The 16626-nt window shown below is 74.1% G+C and carries 15 protein-coding genes; 6 read left to right on the forward strand and 9 right to left on the reverse strand.

What is annotated here, in order from left to right:
- Nucleotides 1-133: 133 nt before the first annotated feature.
- Nucleotides 134-1075, forward strand: a complete 942-nt coding sequence (locus tag BM093_RS22255; protein WP_093348345.1) for a LysR family transcriptional regulator — start codon at nt 134-136, stop codon at nt 1073-1075.
- A 23-nt stretch (nt 1076-1098) separates the two neighbouring features.
- On the opposite strand, the gene BM093_RS22260 is transcribed toward BM093_RS22255, so the two are convergent.
- Together BM093_RS22260 and BM093_RS22265 are read right to left on the reverse strand one after the other, a co-directional pair.
- Nucleotides 1099-1530 (reverse strand): MmcQ/YjbR family DNA-binding protein, encoded by a 432-nt coding sequence (locus BM093_RS22260; RefSeq protein WP_245773711.1) that lies wholly within the window; start codon nt 1528-1530, stop codon nt 1099-1101.
- The gene (locus BM093_RS22265) at nt 1531-3006 is read right to left on the reverse strand and encodes an aldehyde dehydrogenase (RefSeq protein ID WP_093348350.1); all 1476 of its coding nucleotides are present in this window, start codon (nt 3004-3006) and stop codon (nt 1531-1533) included.
- A gap of 114 nt (nt 3007-3120) precedes the next feature.
- Here BM093_RS22265 and pcaD point away from each other — a divergent pair, with 114 nt between their 5' ends.
- Complete coding sequence (pcaD, locus tag BM093_RS22270; RefSeq protein WP_093348355.1) at nt 3121-3900, forward strand: 3-oxoadipate enol-lactonase; 780 nt, start codon at nt 3121-3123, stop codon at nt 3898-3900.
- Nucleotides 3901-3932: 32 nt separating this feature from the next.
- Here the strand turns inward: pcaD and BM093_RS22275 are convergent, their stop codons facing one another.
- Nucleotides 3933-4487 (reverse strand): CGNR zinc finger domain-containing protein, encoded by a 555-nt coding sequence (locus BM093_RS22275; protein WP_093348360.1) that lies wholly within the window; start codon nt 4485-4487, stop codon nt 3933-3935.
- A gap of 55 nt (nt 4488-4542) precedes the next feature.
- Here BM093_RS22275 and BM093_RS22280 point away from each other — a divergent pair, with 55 nt between their 5' ends.
- Entirely contained in the window at nt 4543-5490 is a 948-nt protein-coding gene (locus tag BM093_RS22280) for an EamA family transporter (RefSeq protein ID WP_177238636.1), read from the forward strand.
- Between the two features lie 12 nt (nt 5491-5502).
- Here BM093_RS22280 and BM093_RS22285 read toward each other — a convergent pair whose 3' ends face one another.
- Together BM093_RS22285 and BM093_RS22290 are read right to left on the reverse strand one after the other, a co-directional pair.
- Complete coding sequence (locus BM093_RS22285) at nt 5503-5730, reverse strand: DUF397 domain-containing protein (protein ID WP_093348371.1); 228 nt, start codon at nt 5728-5730, stop codon at nt 5503-5505.
- A 133-nt stretch (nt 5731-5863) separates the two neighbouring features.
- Nucleotides 5864-6724, reverse strand: coding sequence for a helix-turn-helix domain-containing protein (locus BM093_RS22290; RefSeq protein WP_177238637.1), 861 nt, complete (start codon nt 6722-6724; stop codon nt 5864-5866).
- Between the two features lie 269 nt (nt 6725-6993).
- Between BM093_RS22290 and BM093_RS22295 the strand changes: the two genes are divergently transcribed.
- Nucleotides 6994-7194, forward strand: a complete 201-nt coding sequence (locus BM093_RS22295) for a hypothetical protein (protein ID WP_143105485.1) — start codon at nt 6994-6996, stop codon at nt 7192-7194.
- 80 nt (nt 7195-7274) lie between these two features.
- On the opposite strand, the gene BM093_RS22300 is transcribed toward BM093_RS22295, so the two are convergent.
- A complete protein-coding gene (locus BM093_RS22300; RefSeq protein WP_093348383.1) occupies nt 7275-7961 on the reverse strand; it encodes a DsbA family protein in 687 nt (228 codons plus the stop codon).
- A 118-nt stretch (nt 7962-8079) separates the two neighbouring features.
- Between BM093_RS22300 and BM093_RS22305 the strand changes: the two genes are divergently transcribed.
- Both BM093_RS22305 and BM093_RS22310 read left to right on the forward strand, forming a co-directional pair.
- On the forward strand, nt 8080-10479 hold the full coding sequence (locus tag BM093_RS22305; RefSeq protein ID WP_245773712.1) for a heavy metal translocating P-type ATPase: 2400 nt from the start codon (nt 8080-8082) through the stop codon (nt 10477-10479).
- 73 nt (nt 10480-10552) lie between these two features.
- Nucleotides 10553-11554: a DUF4190 domain-containing protein gene (locus BM093_RS22310; protein WP_093348387.1), complete on the forward strand. Its 1002-nt coding sequence runs from the start codon at nt 10553-10555 to the stop codon at nt 11552-11554.
- A gap of 77 nt (nt 11555-11631) precedes the next feature.
- Here the strand turns inward: BM093_RS22310 and BM093_RS22315 are convergent, their stop codons facing one another.
- The 3 genes from BM093_RS22315 to BM093_RS22325 all read right to left on the reverse strand — a co-directional run bounded on the left by BM093_RS22315 (nt 11632) and on the right by BM093_RS22325 (nt 16445).
- Nucleotides 11632-13716, reverse strand: coding sequence for a cytochrome c oxidase assembly protein (locus BM093_RS22315; RefSeq protein WP_093348391.1), 2085 nt, complete (start codon nt 13714-13716; stop codon nt 11632-11634).
- A gap of 125 nt (nt 13717-13841) precedes the next feature.
- A complete protein-coding gene (locus BM093_RS22320) occupies nt 13842-15392 on the reverse strand; it encodes a serine/threonine-protein kinase (protein WP_093348396.1) in 1551 nt (516 codons plus the stop codon).
- A gap of 192 nt (nt 15393-15584) precedes the next feature.
- Nucleotides 15585-16445, reverse strand: coding sequence for an alpha/beta fold hydrolase (locus BM093_RS22325; RefSeq protein ID WP_245773713.1), 861 nt, complete (start codon nt 16443-16445; stop codon nt 15585-15587).
- Nucleotides 16446-16626: the final 181 nt, after the last annotated feature.

Here is a 16626-nt window from a genome sequence, read left to right on the forward strand (position 1 = left end):
GCTCCAGATGTCGGTGGCGCCCGTGACGGCGCCACGTCGGTGATGGGACGACCGAGAGTGATCCCGCTCACAGAAATGTTCAAGGGTCGGATAACCCTTCACTTAAGATCGGCGACCCGCACAATCGGTCCGCATGACCCTCACCCAGCTGAGCGCGTTCGTGCTGGTCGTGCGCCTGGGCACGGTCAAGGCGGCGGCCGCGGCACTCGGGGTCAGCGAACCCGCGGTCTCCCAGGCGATCACCGCGTTGCGGCGGCACTTCGGGGACCAGCTCCTGGTCCGCGGCGAGAACGGGATGGTCCCGACCGCGGCCGGGTCACGGCTGCTGGGCGTCGCGGCGCAGATGGTCGCGCTGGGCACGGAGGCCGAGGCGGCGGTCCGCTCGGCGCAGGGGGCGGCCGAGGTCGTCCGGCTGATCGGGCCCAGCGACGTCGTCGAGTTCGTCGGCGGGCCGCTGGCCGAGGCGTTCTCCGCCCGTTCGGGACGACGGGTCGAGGTGACCGCCGGGGTGGCCGGGGTCGCCGAGATGGCGGTGCTGGTGTCGCACCGGCTCGCGGACCTCGCACTCGGGCCCGTTCCGGTCGAGGACCGCAGCCTGCGCCTGGTCAGTGAGCCGGTCTTCCGCGGGCGGCTGGTCGTGCTGGCCGCGGAGCGTCCGTGCGGTGCGCCGAGCGCCTGGCCGTGGCTGGTCGATCCGGCCGGGGCGGACCCGGAGGGCGAGGTCGGACGCCTGCTGGCCCGGCTCGCCGTGCCCGAGTCCCGGATGCAGGTCTTCCCGAACCAGACCGCGGCGTGGGAGGCCGCGGCCCGGGGGGCCGGGGTCGCACCGGGGATGGCGCACCTGGCCGCACCCCGGCTGCGCCGCGGCGAGCTCCAGGTGGTGCAGGTCCCGGGCACACCGCTGCCGGTGGTGTGGCACGCGACCACCCTGCCGCCGGACCGGCGCGCGCCGGCGACCGGTTCCCTGCGTCGCTACCTGAGCACCCCGGAGGCGATGACGTTGCTGGGCAGCCCCGGCGCCGGCGTGCCGCCGTCCCGGTTCCGGCCGCCGGTGCACGTCACGATCTGGTCCTGAGCAGTGGGCGCCGCGCAGCGCCGCTACGACCCGCCGACGCCGTGCTCGGCCAGCCACGCCGCCCGCCGGCGGGCCGAGGCCTGGGCGAGCCACGCGTCCTGCACGATCTCGGCCAGCTCGGCCCGGTCGAGCTCGCCGATCCGGCTCGCCCGCAGCAGCACCGACGGGTGGCCGTCGAAGTGGGCGGTGGTGAAGAACGGCGTGCCCGGGTCCTGCACCAGGGCGAGCTTGTCCTCCTCGGAGTCCACCCAGAACACGATCACGTCCGGGTAGCGTTCCCCGGTCTCCGGGTCGCGGGCGTCGGGACGCGGGGTCCGGAAGAACACGAACGACTTCCGCCCGACCTGGTAGACCGGGTTGCCCCGAGTCCCGTGCACGACGGTGACGTGCGGCATCCCGGTCGCCAGCTCGTGCACGTCCTCGACCCGGGCCCGGCGCGGTGCCACGCCGCTCACCTACCCGAGCGTGAAGGGGTCCCGGGTGCCGCCGGAGAGCTCCACCCACACAGCCTTCTCCTCCAGGTACTCCTCGACCGCGCCGACGCCGTTCTCCCGGCCGAGCCCGGAGTGCCCGAACCCGCCGAACGGCACGCTGGGCGCCACCACCCGATAGGCGTTGATCCACACCGAGCCGGCCCGGATGCGCCCGGCGACCCGGTGCGCGCGGTGCACGTCCTTGGTCCACACCGCTCCGGCCAGGCCGTACGGCGTGTCGTTGGCCAGCTTCACCGCCTCGTCCTCGGAGGTGAACGTCAGCGCGGCGAGCACCGGCCCGAACACCTCCTCCCGGTACACGGTGGACTCCGGCGTCACGCCGGTGATCACCGTCGGCTGCACGAAGTAGCCGCCCAGCCCGCCGTCGGCCGCGCCGCCGTAGGCGATCGTGTTGCCCTCCGACCGGGCCTGGTCGAGGTAGCCGAGGACCTTCTCGTACTGGGGCCCGTTCGCGACCGGGCCCATCTCGGTGTCCTCGGCGTTCGGGTCGCCGAGCCGGATCCTCGCCGCCCGCTCGACGACCAGCCGCACGAGCTCGTCGTGCACGTCGGCGTGCACGATCAGCCGCGAGCCGGCCATGCAGGTCTGGCCGGTCGCGGCGAAGACGCCGGCGATGATCCCGTTCGCGGCGGCCTCCAGGTCGGCGTCCGGGAAGACGATCTGCGGGGACTTCCCACCCAGCTCCAGCGTGACCTTGTTGATGTTCTCGGCGGCCGCCTTCGCGACCGCCCGGCCGGTCGCCGTCGAGCCGGTGAAGGCGACCTTGTCCACGCCCGGGTGCCCGGCCAGGTGGGCCGCGGTGTCCCGGTCGTTCGTGGACACGACGTTCACCACCCCGGCCGGGATCCCGGCCTGCTCGATCAGCTCGGCGAAGCGCAGGGTCGACGCCGGGGAGTGCTCCGACGGCTTGATCACGATCGTGCAGCCCGCGGCCAGCGCGGGCGCCAGCTTCCAGGTCATCAGCAGCAGCGGCGAGTTCCACGGCGTGATCGCGGCGACCACGCCGACCGGCTCCTTGCGCGTGTAGACCAGGTAGTTCGGGTTCGGCGACGGGATCTGGCGGCCCTCGACCGTCGTCGCGACGCCGGCGAAGTAGGTGTACCAGCCGCCCAGCCCGGTCAGCTGGCCGATCATCTCGCGGTAGAGCTTGCCGGAGTCGTTGACCTCCGTGCGGGCCAGCGCCTCGGCGTTCTCGGCGACCAGCTCGCCGAGCCGGCGCAGGCAGACGGCCCGGGCGAACGCCGTCATCGACCCCCACTCGCCGTCCAGCGCGGCCCGGGCCGCTCCGACGGCGGCGTCGACGTCGTCGGGCCGGCAGTCGGGCGCGGTCGCCCACGCCTGTCCGGTGTAGGGGTTCTGCGTCTCGAAGGTGGCCCCGGACGCGGCGTCGACCTGCCTGCCGCCGATCAGCATCCGGAACGTCTCGAGCTCGGCCATGGGTGGTCCTCCTGCAGGCGGCTGTCGGTGGCGCACGTCGGTGATCGAGACCTTACGAATCCGGGTCGCCGTGCGCATCGGTAGGACGGGTGCAGCCGCGGGAGGATGGGGCACATGGCACTCGATCTCCACCACGTCGTCGACGGCCCCGCGGATCCGGGTACGGACGCGCCGACCCTGCTGTTCGGGCCGTCGCTCGGCACCGACCTGCACCTGTTCGACCCCCAGGTGGCCGCGCTCGCCGACCGGTACCGGTGCGTGCGGTTCGACCTGCCGGGCCACGGCTCCTCGCCGGACGCCTCCGGGGACCTCACGATCGAGGACCTGGCCCGCGGGGCGCTGGCCGCCGCGGACGCCGCCGGGGTGAGCGAGTTCCACTACGTCGGTGTCTCGATCGGCGGGGCGATCGGGCAGTGGCTGGGTGCGCACGGCGGCGACCGGGTGCGCAGCATCGCGTTGCTGGCGACGGCGGCACGGTTCCCGAACCCGGAGGCGTGGCCGCAGCGTGCGGCGACCGTGCGCGAGCAGGGCACCGAAGCGATGGTCGCCTCCCGGCCGGGCACCTGGTACGTCGAGGACTGGGCCCGGCGCAACCCCGAGGCGGAGCGGCGGCTGCTGGACATGCTGCGCGCCGCGAAGCCGGAGGGCTACGCGGCCTGCACCAGCGCGGTCGGTGCCTTCGACATCCGGGCCGAGCTGGCGTCGATCTCGGTGCCCGCGCTCGTGGTGGCGGGCGCCGACGACCCCGCCACGCCGCCCGCGGTGGTCCGCGAGATCGCGACCGGCATCGCCGGCGCCCGCTACGCCGAGATCGCCGACGCCGCGCACCTGCTCAGCTACGAGCGCCCGGACGAGGTGAACGCCCTGATCGAGGAGCACCTTCGGTGCCTGTGAGTGGTTTTCGCGGTCAGGACCGCGAAAACCACTCACAGGCGCCGTCGCGCGCGGTAGGCGGCGACGTGCGCCCGGTTCGCGCAGTTGCCGGTGTCGCAGAAGCGCTTGGAGCGGTTGCGGGACAGGTCGACGAGCACGGCGTCGCAGTCCTCGCCCGCGCACCGTCGTAGCCGGGACAGGTCGTCGCCGCGGACCAGGTCGGCGACGGCCATCGCCACCTCCGCGCCGATCCGGTGCGCGAGCGGGGCGTTGCGCGGTGTGACGTGCAGGTGCCAGTCCCAGCCGTCGTGGCGGGCCAGGTGCGGACGGGCGTCGGTCTCCTCGAGCAGGTCGTTCACCAGCTCGACCGTCCGGTCCCGGTCCGGCTCGTCGTCACCGCGGGGCCACAGTGCCGCGACCCGGCTCCGCAGCTCCCGCACCGACGCGCGCTCGGCCGGGGAGCGCTCCCGGTCGCCGGTGTAGACCTGGCCGTCCAGCCAGGCGTCGAAGGCGTCCTGGTCGTCCAGGACGTCGTGCTCGTCGGTCGCCGTGTTCACCAGCGACGCGGCCGCGGCGAGGGCAGCCTGTGTGTCATGGGCGAATTCCATGTTGACCCCTGACATCGTCGGTTCCTAGTGTCAGGAGTCTATGAGTGCTTCGGTCGTGACACGACGGGACCGGACGGTCCACGGGCTCGCGTGGGCGCTGGTCTCCGCGGCCGGCTACGGGTTCTCCGGCCCGCTCGGCACGGCGTTCCTGAAGGCGGGCTGGTCGCCCGGCCTCACCACGTTGATGCGCATCGCCGGGGCCGCGGTGCTGCTCCTGCCGGTAGCGGTGATCATGCTGCGCCGCCACCCGCTCACCGGGCCCGGCGCGCGCCAGGTCCTGCTCTACGGCGTGGCCGCGGTCGCGGGCGTGCAGCTGTGCTTCTACCAGGCGCTGCAGCACCTCACGGTCGGGGTGGCGCTGCTGCTGGAGTTCCTCGCCCCGGTCCTGCTGGTCGGCTGGACCTGGGCGCGGACCCGGCGCACCCCGGCCGCGATCGTCCTGATCGGCTGCCTGGTGTCGCTGGCCGGCCTGGTGCTCGTCGTCGACCCGTTCGGCCCGCAACGGGTCGACGTCGCCGGTGTGCTGTGGGGGCTGGCCTCGGCGGTCTGCGTCTGCGTGTACTTCGGGCTGCCGGGTGGCGGCGACGAGGGCCGCGTCCCGCCGATGCTGATGATCTCCGGTGCGATGGTGGTCGGGGCGGTCGTGCTGACCGTGACCGGACTGACCGGGATCACCCCCTGGGAGGTGGGCGCCCCGACCGGCGCGCTCGCCGGTGTGGAGATCGACTGGCTGCTGCTGGCCGCGATGATGGTCGTGCTCGCCACCGTGCTGCCCTACGTCACCGGGATCATCGGCATCCGGCTGCTCGACACCCGTGTCGCCTCGTTCGTCGGACTCTCCGAGGTGATGTTCGGCGTGCTCGCGGCGTGGCTGCTGGTGTCCCAGGCGCCGACGCCCGTCCAGTTCCTCGGCGGGGCGCTGATCCTCGGCGGGATCGTGCTGATCCGGCGGGCGGAGAACCGCGCCCCCGTCGCCCCCGCCGAGCCCGCCGTCGACGGCTGATCCGGACGTCGTTCAGGCCTGCAGGGCCGCCCGGTCGAACTCGCCGTCGCGGACCCCGGCGACGAAGGCGTCCCACTCGGCGGCGGTGAATCGCAGCACCGGGCTGTCGGGGAGCCGGCTGGAGCGGACCAGGATCTCGTCCTGGTCGACACCGACGGCGACGCAGCCGCCGTGGTGGCAGTAGGAGCTGATCCGGAAGTCGATGCCGCTGTCCTGTGCCGCGGCCGGCGGGGGAGTCACAGCCGGGGAACGTAGGGCGCCGGAGCGGGTCCGACCAGCATGGACGGCCGGTCGGCGACGACCGAACGCCTGACGCAGCCGACGGTGCGCCGAGTGGTCGATGACCGCCGGGGCGCGTGACCCGTTCCGGTGATCAGGTGCGCTGGAGCACGTCCTCGATCAGCTGCCGGGACTCGTCGGGATCGAGGGCCTTGGCGGCCACGTCGTCCCACACCGCGCGGTAGCGGTGCACCTCGGCCGGAGTGTCGAAGTAGGTGTCGACGCCGGTGCTCTCGACGTTCACGACCGGCCAGTCCTGGTCCGACCGTGGCTCGAAGATCGCGAACGTGCTCGTGGCGCTGGTGTAGCCGGCCGAGAACGGCAGGATGCGGAGCACGACGTTCGACCGGTGCGACCGCTCCACGAGCTCGCGCAGCTGGGCCCGCATCGTCTCCGCGCTGCCGGGGGACCGGTGCAGCGCCGACTCGTCGAGGATGGCGTGGAGCTCCATCGGTGCCTCGTCGGAGCGGTCGGGGGCGACGACGCGCTGGCGCCCCATCCGGATGTCGGCGAGCGTGGTGAGCTCGTCGTCGGTGATGTCGGGGATGGCACCGCGCAGGACGTCCCGGGCGTACTGCCCGGTCTGGAGCAGGCCACTGATCGGTGTGCTGTAGATCAGCACGGCCCGGGCCTCGGACTCGAGGGAGATGTAGAGATCGAGATCGGCCGTCACCCGGACCGAGAACGGCTGCCACCAGCCCGGCGACTTCGCCTCGTTGGCCCAGTTCAGAACCTGGTCGCGGGTCTCGGGGGCGGCGTCGTAGATCTCGAGCAGGTCGCGGACGTCGCGGAACTTCGGTTCGACGTGCCCGGTCTCGATCCGGCTCAGCTTCGAAGCGGACACCTCGAGCAGCTTCGCGACGTCCGTCAGCTGCTTGCCCCGCCCGACGCGCAGCTGTTTGAGGACGTGGCCGAGGCGTCGCCGGATGACGACGGGGCCGTGTGTGACGGTCATGAGCCCTCCTCGAGAGCGCGAGAGCGCCGGTCTCTCCGCCGCGAGCCTACTCACTGCCCGGGGCGCTGCAATTTCGTTCGGCTGCACATTGCACGGAAACGAAATTGCATCGGGCCTGGTGCAGGCGCGCGTGCAGCCCGCATACTCGGCTCCCGGATCCTGAACGGCGGTCATCACCGCTGAAGGGGGTGCGCCATGCACGACCATGACGGCACCACGGTCCGTATCGAGGCCCACGCTGCGGCGTCCGGTGGCCGGCGGTGGGTCCGATGACCGCCCTGCTGGTCGCGGCCGGCGGGATCGTCCTGCTCCTCGGGTTCGCCGTGCTCATCGGGGTCTCGATGGACACCGAGGCGCAGCGCCGGGTGTGGAAGCAGGTCGCCCGGGAACGCCGCGCGTTCCGGGAGGAGCGCCTGCGCGCCGTGTCCGAGCCGGCCGCGCGCTGCGCCGACTGCCCGCGGCGACGCTGACGGCGGGCGCGTCCCGCAGACGAACGGCGCGCCTCCCGTGCGGGAGACGCGCCGTCCGGTCGGGTCGGCGTGGTCGCGGGTCAGCCGGCCAGCGCCTGCCGGATTCCGTCCGGCGTGGGGTTGTCGACCTTCTGCCCGTTTACGAGGACGGTCGGGGTGCTCTGCACGCCCGCCTCGAAGGCCTGCTCGGTGACGCCCTGCGCCCAGGGCTCGAAGCGCTTGTCCTCGATGCACTGACCGACCTCGGGTCCGGCACCGGCCTGCTGGGCGAGCTGGGCGAGCTGGTCGTTCGGCAGGCCCGGGCCACCCTCGGGCGGCTGGTTCTCGTAGAGCAGCTTCTCGAACTGGGGGAACACCCCGGCGTCGGCGGCGCAGCCTGCTGCCGCAGCAGAGCGGGACGAGTACTGGTCGGTCGAGGCCCGGTCCAGGATCGCGATCGGGTGGTAGGTGACCTCGGCCTGCCCGGTGTCGCGCAGTTCCTCGAGCGTCGACCCGGACAGTGCCTCGAACTGCTTGCACATCGGGCACTGGAAGTCGAGGTAGACGCTGATCTTGTTCGGTGCCGCGGAGTTCCCGGTCGGCACGCCCTGGGCGGTCGCGTTCGCCGGGACCACGACCTCGCGAGGCGCGTTGTTCCAGTACACGCCGACGCCGACGAGAGCGGCGAAGGCGACGACGACGATGAGGCCGATCACCGTCGCCTGGGAGGGCCCCCGCTTGGAGGTCAGCGGGTTCTTCGTCGGCGCCTTCCTCTTACCGGCCATCATCGGTCCTCCTCGCGGTGGTCGTCACGCCTCTGTTGTACTGGGCCCTTGCCTTCGACGGCCGCTCGGGGTATCCGAGGCCCGTGCGGCGAGGTTTGACGTCGTGTAGAACCATGGAGGCGTGAGCATCGACAGCGCCGCGGACCGGGTCGGTACGGAGACGGACGTCCGTACGGTCGAGCTGCGCATCGACGGGATGACCTGCGCCGCCTGCGTCGGCCGCGTGGAGCGCAAGCTCGGCAAGCTCGACGGGGTCCGGGCGACCGTGAACCTCGCCACGGAGCGCGCGGTCGTGGAGTACCCGGGCGAGACCCCGGTCACCACGCTGGTCGAGACGGTGCGCAAGGCCGGCTACGGCGCGACCGAGGTGCGCGCGCACGCCGACACGGGGGACGCGGCGACCGAGGACGACACCGCGCTGAGGCGGCTGCGCCGGCGGATGGCGGTCGCGCTGGTGCTGTTCATCCCGCTCGCCGACCTCTCGCTGGCGATGTCGCTGGTCCCGACGCTGCGCTTCCCCGGGTGGCAGTGGGTGGTCGTCGCGCTCGCGCTGCCGGTCGTGGTGTGGGCGGCGTGGCCGTTCCACCGCACCGCCTTCGTCAACCTGCGCCACGGCAGCACCTCGATGGACACGCTCGTCTCGCTCGGGGTGATCTCGGCGTCGGCGTGGTCGCTGGGGGAGATGGCCTTCCTGGACACCCGGGCGACGCTGACCGGCTGGGAGGCCGTGCTGCACCCGTCCGGGCCGCTCTACCTGGAGGTGGCGGCGGGGGTCACCACGTTCGTGCTGGCCGGGCGCTACTTCGAGGCCCGGGCCCGGCGCACCGCGGGGCGGGTGATGCGCTCGCTCGCCGCGCTGGAGACCGACGAGGTCACCGTTCTCGTCGACGGGACGGAGAAGCGCGTCCCGGTGGGACGGCTGCGGGTCGGCGACCGCTTCCTGGCCCGGCCCGGCGAGCGGATCGCCGCCGACGGCGTCGTCGAGACCGGGCGCGCCGCGGTCGACACCAGTGCGATGACCGGCGAACCGGTTCCGGTCGAGGTCGGGCCGGGGGAGGCGGTCACCGGCGGCACCATCCCGTCCGGCGGGCGCCTGGTCGTGGTCGCCGAGCAGGTCGGCGCGGACACCCGGCTGGCCCGGATGATCGCCGCCGTCGAGCGGGCGCAGACCGAGAAGTCCGCCACCCAGCGCCTGGTCGACCGGGTGTCGTCGGTGTTCGTGCCGATCGTGCTGGTCCTGGCCGTGCTCACCCTGCTCGGCTGGCTGCTCGCCGGGGCCGGGTGGACCGGCGCGCTCGGGCCGGCGATCGCCGTGGTGATCATCGCCTGCCCGTGCGCGCTGGGCCTCGCGACGCCGACGGCACTGATGGTCGCCACCGGCCGCGGGGCCGAGCTGGGCATCTTCGTGAAGGGCTACCGGGCACTGGAGACGACCCGGGCCGCCGACACCGTCGTGCTCGACAAGACCGGCACCCTGACGACCGGGCGGATGACCGTCGCCGACGTCGCGGTCGCCGACGACGCCGACCCGGACGTGCTGCTGGCCCGCGCCGCGGCCGTCGAGTCCGGCTCCGAGCACGCCATCGCCGAGGCGATCCGCGCGCACGCCCGCGAGGCCGGCCTGAGCGTCCCTCCGGTCGAGGACTTCGTGGCCCTGCCCGGCCTCGGCGCGCGCGGCACCGTCGACGGCACCGAGGTCACGGTCGGCCGCCCGCCCGAGGAGACCGGTCCGCTCGCCGAGCGGATCGCCGGGTGGGAGGCGGCCGGGCACACGGTGATCGCGGTGCACACGCGCCGGGCGGGCCACGACACAGCGGGCCACGACACAGCGGGCCACGACACAGCGGGCCACGACACAGCGGAGCCGGGGACCCTGGCCGGGGTCGTCGCGCTCTCCGACCCGGTCAAGGAGTCCGCGCCGGTCGCGGTCGCCGAGCTGGTCGCGATGGGTCTGCGACCGGTGCTGCTCACCGGCGACCGGCCCGCCGCCGCGCAGGCGGTCGCCCGGGCCTGCGGGATCACCGACGTCGTGGCCGGGGCGATGCCCGACGGCAAGGTCGACCACGTGCGGTCCCTGCAGGAGCAGGGCCGCACCGTCGCGATGGTCGGGGACGGGGTGAACGACGCGGCCGCCCTGGCCGCCGCCGACCTGGGCATCGCGGTCGGATCGGGTACGGATGTGGCGCTGGAGGCGGCCGACGTCGTCCTGGTGCGCGACGACCTGCGGGTGCTCCCGGCCACGGTCGAGCTGGCCCGGGCCACGATGAGCACCATCCGCGGCAACCTCTGGTGGGCGTTCGGCTACAACACCGCGGCGATCCCGGTCGCGATGGCCGGGTTGCTCAACCCGCTGCTGGCGGGTGCGGCGATGGCGGTGTCGTCGTTCCTGGTCGTCACGAACAGCCTGCGCCTGCGCCGGGCCGCGAGCTGGGCGGACGGTGCGCTCGGTGCGGTCCGCGGCACCGAGCGCGACGAGGAGGAGCAGTACGTCCCGGCCGGGCCCGGCCCGGAGCGTCCCTGACCCGTTCTCCCTACATTTGTGGATCCGGACGGCCCTGGTGCAACAGGGCCGTTCGGTCGAGCGAGACGGGGGCGTGACTACCCCGCAGCGCCCGCAGCAGGGCGACATCCGGACCGCCCCGGCGTACGGCCGGGCCACCGTGGAGCAGGCCACCGGGCAGCCGTCCGGCGCGCCCGTCCCACCGATCCCCCAGCAGTGGGTGCCCGCCGGGCTCGCGCCCCAGCCGACCGGCTGGGCGCCACTGCCGCCCGCGCCGCGCAACGGCCTCGGCATCGCCGCGCTGTGCCTCGGCGTCGTCGGGCTGCTGTTCGGCATCGTCCCGTTCACCGGTTTCATCGCGTTCGCGCTCGGCGGGGTCGGGGTCATCCTGGGCGTGGCCGGGTTCGCCCGTGCCCGGCGCGGCACGGCCACCAACACGGTGACGGCCGTGTCCGGCACGGTCATCTCGGCGATCGCGATCGCCCTGGGGGTCTGGGGCATGGTCATCGTGTTCACCGGCCTGAACCGGCTGGCCGAGGACCTGGAGAGCGTCCCGGGGCCGGTCGCCCCGATGTCCGCCCCGGTGGGCGGTGCCGGCCCGCAGGCCGGCGCGCCGCCGGCCGCCGCGACACCGGTGGAGGCGCCGGCCGACGAGACGCCCGCCCACGCGGCGCCGACCCAGGACGCTCCCACCTACGAGGCGCCGTCGTACGAGGCGCCGTCGTACGGGACACCGTCCTACGAGTCGCCGTCCTACGGCTCGTCGAGCCTGCCCGCCTACGAGACCCCGGCGGCCGCCGGCCCGGTGAGCTACCGGCTCGAGGTCACCGGGACCGCCACGAGGATGATGCTGTCCTACGGCACCTCGAACGCGATGAGCTCGTCCTCGGACTACCGCTCGCTGCCCTGGTCGACGACGGTCGAGACCTCCGGCGACTGGCCCTACGCCTCGATCAGCGCCATCAGCTCGGGCCCGGGCTCGATCACCTGCACGATCACCGACACGGCCACCGGGGAGGTCGTCTCGACGCAGACCTCGCAGTCCCTGGACGACAGCGAGTACAGCTCGGCGAGCGTGTCCTGCACCGCACCCTGACGTGACCCGAGCCCTGACGTGACACGAGCCCACCGGGACGCCGGTGGGCAGCGTGGGCAGCGTGGGAGACCCGAGCCTCAGCCGCCCTGGCGCAGCTTCGCCAGCATCTCGTTGTAGGCCTTCAGCTCCGCGTCGTCGTCCCGCTCGGCCTGGCGGTCCTTGCGGGCGGCCTCCCGGGAATCGTCGCGCGACCACTGCACCACCAGCGTCACCAGCACCAGCAGCATCGGGATCTCGCCGGTCGCCCAGGCGATGCCGCCGCCGACCTTCTGGTCGTCGAGCAGGTCCAGCCACGGCAGCCCGACCTGGGCGTAGAAGTTCCGGCCGAGCACCTCCGACGAGCTCATCACGGCGATCCCGAAGAACGCGTGGAACGGCATCGTCGCCAGCAGCACCGCCAGCCGGCCCAGGTGCGGCAGCCGGTGCGGCGCGGTGTCGACACCGACCAGCGGCCAGAAGAACAGGTAGCCGACCAGCACGAAGTGCAGGTTCATCAGCTGGTGCGCCCAGTGGAACCGCAGCGCGCCGTCGAAGATCGGCGTGAAGTACAGGACGTAGAACGAGCCCACGAACAGCACCGCGGCGAACGCCGGGTGGGTCAGCACCCGCGCCACCGGCGAGTGCACGGCGGCGAGCAGCCACTCCCGCGGTCCCGGCTGGTGGTCGCGCCCGGCCGGGCGGAGGACCCGCAGGGCCAGCGTCACCGCGCCGCCCAGGGCGAGCAGGATCGGGGTGAGCATGTTCAGCGTCATGTGGCTGATCATGTGGACGCTGAACATGGACGGCGCGTAGTGGCCCAGCCCGGACGACGTCGCGAACAGCAGCGCCGCGCAGCCCAGCATCCAGGCCCAGGTGCGTCCGACCGGCCAGCGCACACCCCGGGCGGCGAGCCTCCGGACCCCGGCCGCGTACAGGCCGGCGAGCAGCAGCGCACCGGTGCCGAACAGGATGTTCCAGCGCCACTCGACGAGCATCGTGATCGCGGAGAACGGACGCTCGACGTTCCAGCCGATCAGGGTCTCGAGCGCGGTGTCCGGGCGGGCGAGGAAGCGGGGCGGCACCAGCCGGGTCCCGGCGAGCGCGAGGGCCGCGACGAGCGCACCGGCCAGCGCCAGCACCGGCAGGAGCCGGTCCGTGCCGCGGGCGGCCGCGTCGGTACCGAGCGACCGCGCGAGTACCGCGGTGCCGGCGACGAGCAGCACCAGCAGCACGGCGGAGGCGGCCACGGTCCGCACGTAGGCGGAGCCGGTGAGCGGCCCGGCCCAGAGCGACACGACCTGGAAGACGATCTCGCCGATCAGGTAGAGCGTCCCGGCGCCGACCAGCAGTGCCCGGCCGCGGCGACCGGGTGCGCCCGCCGTCGCGCCACCGTGGATCCGGTACGCGGCCAGCGCCGCGGCCACGCCGAGGAAGGTCACCCCGGCGACGGAGCGGATCATCGACGCGTCGCCGCTCCAGTCGTGGGCCATCCCGGTCGCGGCCGGGTGCACCGCCGCCGGGACCGCGGCGATGGCTGCGCTGACCAGGCCGAGCGCGGCGGCGGAACGCCAGCCGAGCGCGACCGCCGCGCCGCCCGAGACCAGCAGCAGCACGACGCCGGCGAGCACCCAGCCCATCGGCTCGTCCAGCGTGCCGGCCGGGGCGAGCCAGCCGAACGGCCCGGCCCCGGCCAGGTCCCCGACCGAGGTGCCGGTGGTCTCGGCGACCGACAGCCATGCGGTCACGATCGCGGCCACACCGCCGACCAGCGCGGCGAGCGCGCCGCGGCGCAGCGCGCGGTAGCCCTGCACGCCCACGGTCCCGGAGGCCTGCGGCGGGGCGACGAACCCGGCCACCAGCAGTGACCCGGCGGCCAGCGCCATCCCGGCCACGGCGGCGACCCGCGAGAGGATCACCCCGATCCGGATGCCGTCGGGCGGGGTGGGCAGGCCGCCCTGGCGCCAGAAGCCGTCGTCGCCGATCGTGGCCGCGACGGCGATCCCCCCGCAGACGGCGATCAGCAGGACCGTCAGCGTGGTCGCCGTCGCGCGACGGTCCCGGCGTGTCACCGGGGCGGTGCCCCCGGCTGTGTCATCGATCGCGGGGCCGTCGATCGCGGGGCCGTCGGGTGCAGGACCCTCCGGCCGCGACCTCTCCGCCGCCGGTTCCGTGCTCGCGCTCACCGGGGACTCCTCCGCAGGTCGAACCGGGCGTGCCGGTCAGATCGTGCCGGCCCGCGCTCTCCCCACGATGGTCCCCGATGGCGTGCGGTGCGCGCCGCCCCGGGTAGCGGACGCCACCTGCGCGCTCAGTTCCCGCCGCCGGAGAGGCGGGACCACCACTGCTGGACCGTGTTCCAGAAGCTCTGCGCGTTCTGCCCGAGCTCGTTCGGATCGGGCAGGTTCGACGGCAGTTCGGTCGGGATGTTCGACGGCAGCTCCGTCGGGATGTTCGAGGGCAGGGTCGGGAACGGGAACCCGCCGTCCTCCTCGGAGGTGGGGCTGTCGGTGGTCTCCTCCGTCGTCTGCTCGGTGGTCTCCTCGGTCGTCTGCTCCGTCGTCGCCGGGGCGCTGGACTCCGTGGTGGGCGGGGCCTGGGTCTCGGAGCCGTCCCCGCCGAAGAGCAGGAACCCGATCAGCAGCACCAGCAGCGCCACCACGAACGCGCCGATCGCGATCCACTTCCCGGCCCCGGACGAGCCCAGGTCCCGCTGCTCGGGCTCGGGCTCCACCGGGGGTGGCGCGGCCGGTGATGGACCCGGCCCGGCCAGCGTCTCGGCGACCTGCCGGGCGTCCGCGCGGCGGTGCGGGTCGGTCACGGTGGCCTGGGAGATCGCCGAGTGGAGCGGTTCCGGGACGTCGCCGGGCACCACCGGGGCGCGGTTGACGCGCTCGGCGGCGCCCTGCAGCCCCTCGCCCTGGTACTCCTGCCGCCCGGTCCAGGCCTCCAGCAGCACCAGGCCGAGGGCGTAGACGTCGGTCGGCGGGCCCACACCGCGGCCCCGGACCTGTTCGGGGGACAGGTACGCCGGGGTGCCGATGATCTCCCCGGCGGCGGTGTGCCCGTCGGCGCCGAGCAGCGCGGCGACACCGAAGTCGGCGAGCCGGGCCCGGCCGTCGGAGTCGATGAGGATGTTGGACGGCTTCACGTCCCGGTGCGTGATGCCCTGGCCGTGGACGTAGGACAGGGTCTGCGCGACCTCGTTGCCGATCCGGCGGATGTCCTCGGGCGGCAGGTCCTCGCGGGCGATGACGTCCTTGAGCGTCGGCCCGTCGACCAGCTCCATCACCAGGTAGGCGCGCTCGGGCTCGACGGCGAAGTCGTGCACGGCGACCAGGCCGGGGTGGCGCAGGTTCGCCATGACCTGCGCCTCCTGCTCGAAGCGCTGGTCGGCGGTCGGGTCGTTGCCCGGGCCGAAGATCTTGACCGCGACCGGGCGGTTGAGCCGGGTGTCGGTGGCGCGGTGGACGTCGGCCATGCCGCCCTGCCCGATCAGCCCCTCCAGGCGGTACCGGCCACCGAGCAGTTCCGGTTCGGTGACCGGCGCCGGCATCATCCGGGTGGCGTCCGGGCGCTGCGGGCGGGGTGCGCCGTACGCCGCGGTCGGGGGCGGCCCCGTGCGGCGAGTCGGGTCCTCGCCCGGACCCATGCGACGGGTCGCGTCCGGCGGCGGCCCCTGGTGTGCGGCCGGGCCCTGCGGCGGGGGCGGACCGCCCTGCTGTTGCGGCGGCGGGCCGACGCGGCGGGTCGCGTCCGGCGGCGGCCCGGGCGCGTGATCGGGTTGCCGGCGGCGGTTGCCGGTCTGCCACGGACCGGGCGCACCCCGGCGGGTGCGGTCCGGATCGTCCCCCCGCTGCACGGGCCCTCCCGGTGGTCGTCGTCGCGGGCCGGCACGCGCACGCGCCGTCCGTCCGCCTCACGGGCGGAAAGGTCGGCCGACCGTACCGTCACCCCCGGCGCGGGAACCGGCTCGGCACGCGGGCCCACGGAGTGATCGACAATCGCGGAGCGTCGCGTACGGCGCGCGTGCGTGACGCGCCGGGGCGCCCGGTCACCCGGTGGTGATCACCCGCTGCAGCAGCTCCGCGATCGGCTCCGGGTGGATCTGGACGCCGATGTGGGTGGCGTCGAGGTCGTGCACGACGAACCGGTTGTCCGGGGTCAGCGCATCCGCCTCGGCGATGTAGCGGTCCTGCAGCGCGAGCGGCATCGCCCGGTCCGCGGGGAGCCGGACGTAGTGGCGCGGGATCCGGCCCCAGGTGTCCGGGTTCGCGCGGATCAGCTCGTCCTCGATCACGATCGACTCGTCCGGGTCCTGCGCGTGCAGGTAGGTCAGCAGCTCGTCGCGGGTGCCGTCGGCGAGCAGCGCCTCCTGCAGGACGTCGAGCAGCTCCGCGTCGGCGGTGCCCCAGTCGAACCGCAGCGCGCCGACGAGGCCCGGATCGGCGAGGAGCAGCCCGGCGGTGCGGTGCAGCAGGCTCTCCGCGTTCTCCGGGGAGGCGTGGTACTCGCCGACCCCGGCGGACACGGGGCAGTGCGCCGAGATGTAGACGAGCCGGTCCACCAGCTCCGGGTGGGCGTTGCCGACGGCGTTCAGGGTGGCGCCGCCGCGGCTGGCGCCGACCAGCACGACCGGGCCGTGCTCCTTCGCGCGGCGCAGGACGGCGGCGACCGACGCGAGGTCGTCGGAGGTGCCGACCCCGGCGATCCCGCTGCGTTCGGACGCCAGCAGCTCCGGGTCCCGGGTGCCGAGCAGACCGCGCGGTATGCGGGCGCCGAAGCCGTGCCCGGGCAGGTCCACGGCCAGCGCCCGCACCCCGCGGAGCGCGAGCTCGCGGACCGCGGGGCCCCAGGACGCCGAGTTGCAGGACGCGCCGTGCACCAGGACGACGGTCGGTTCAGCGGTACTCACGATGCTGATCATGCCGGGTGCGGGGGCGGTGATGTCCATCGAGTTCCGGCTCCGCGCCCGGGGACCGGCACGGTTCCGCGCGACCGTCGTCGCCGGGCTCGGCTCGCCGCCCCGGCGTGCTCGTGCTCCGAGGGGCACCCCGGTGGCGCTGTGTGCCCCGAGGGTGCCCCTGGGGGCGTCC

It is taken from the genome of Pseudonocardia ammonioxydans, assembly GCF_900115005.1.
GTDB lineage: Bacteria > Actinomycetota > Actinomycetes > Mycobacteriales > Pseudonocardiaceae > Pseudonocardia > Pseudonocardia ammonioxydans.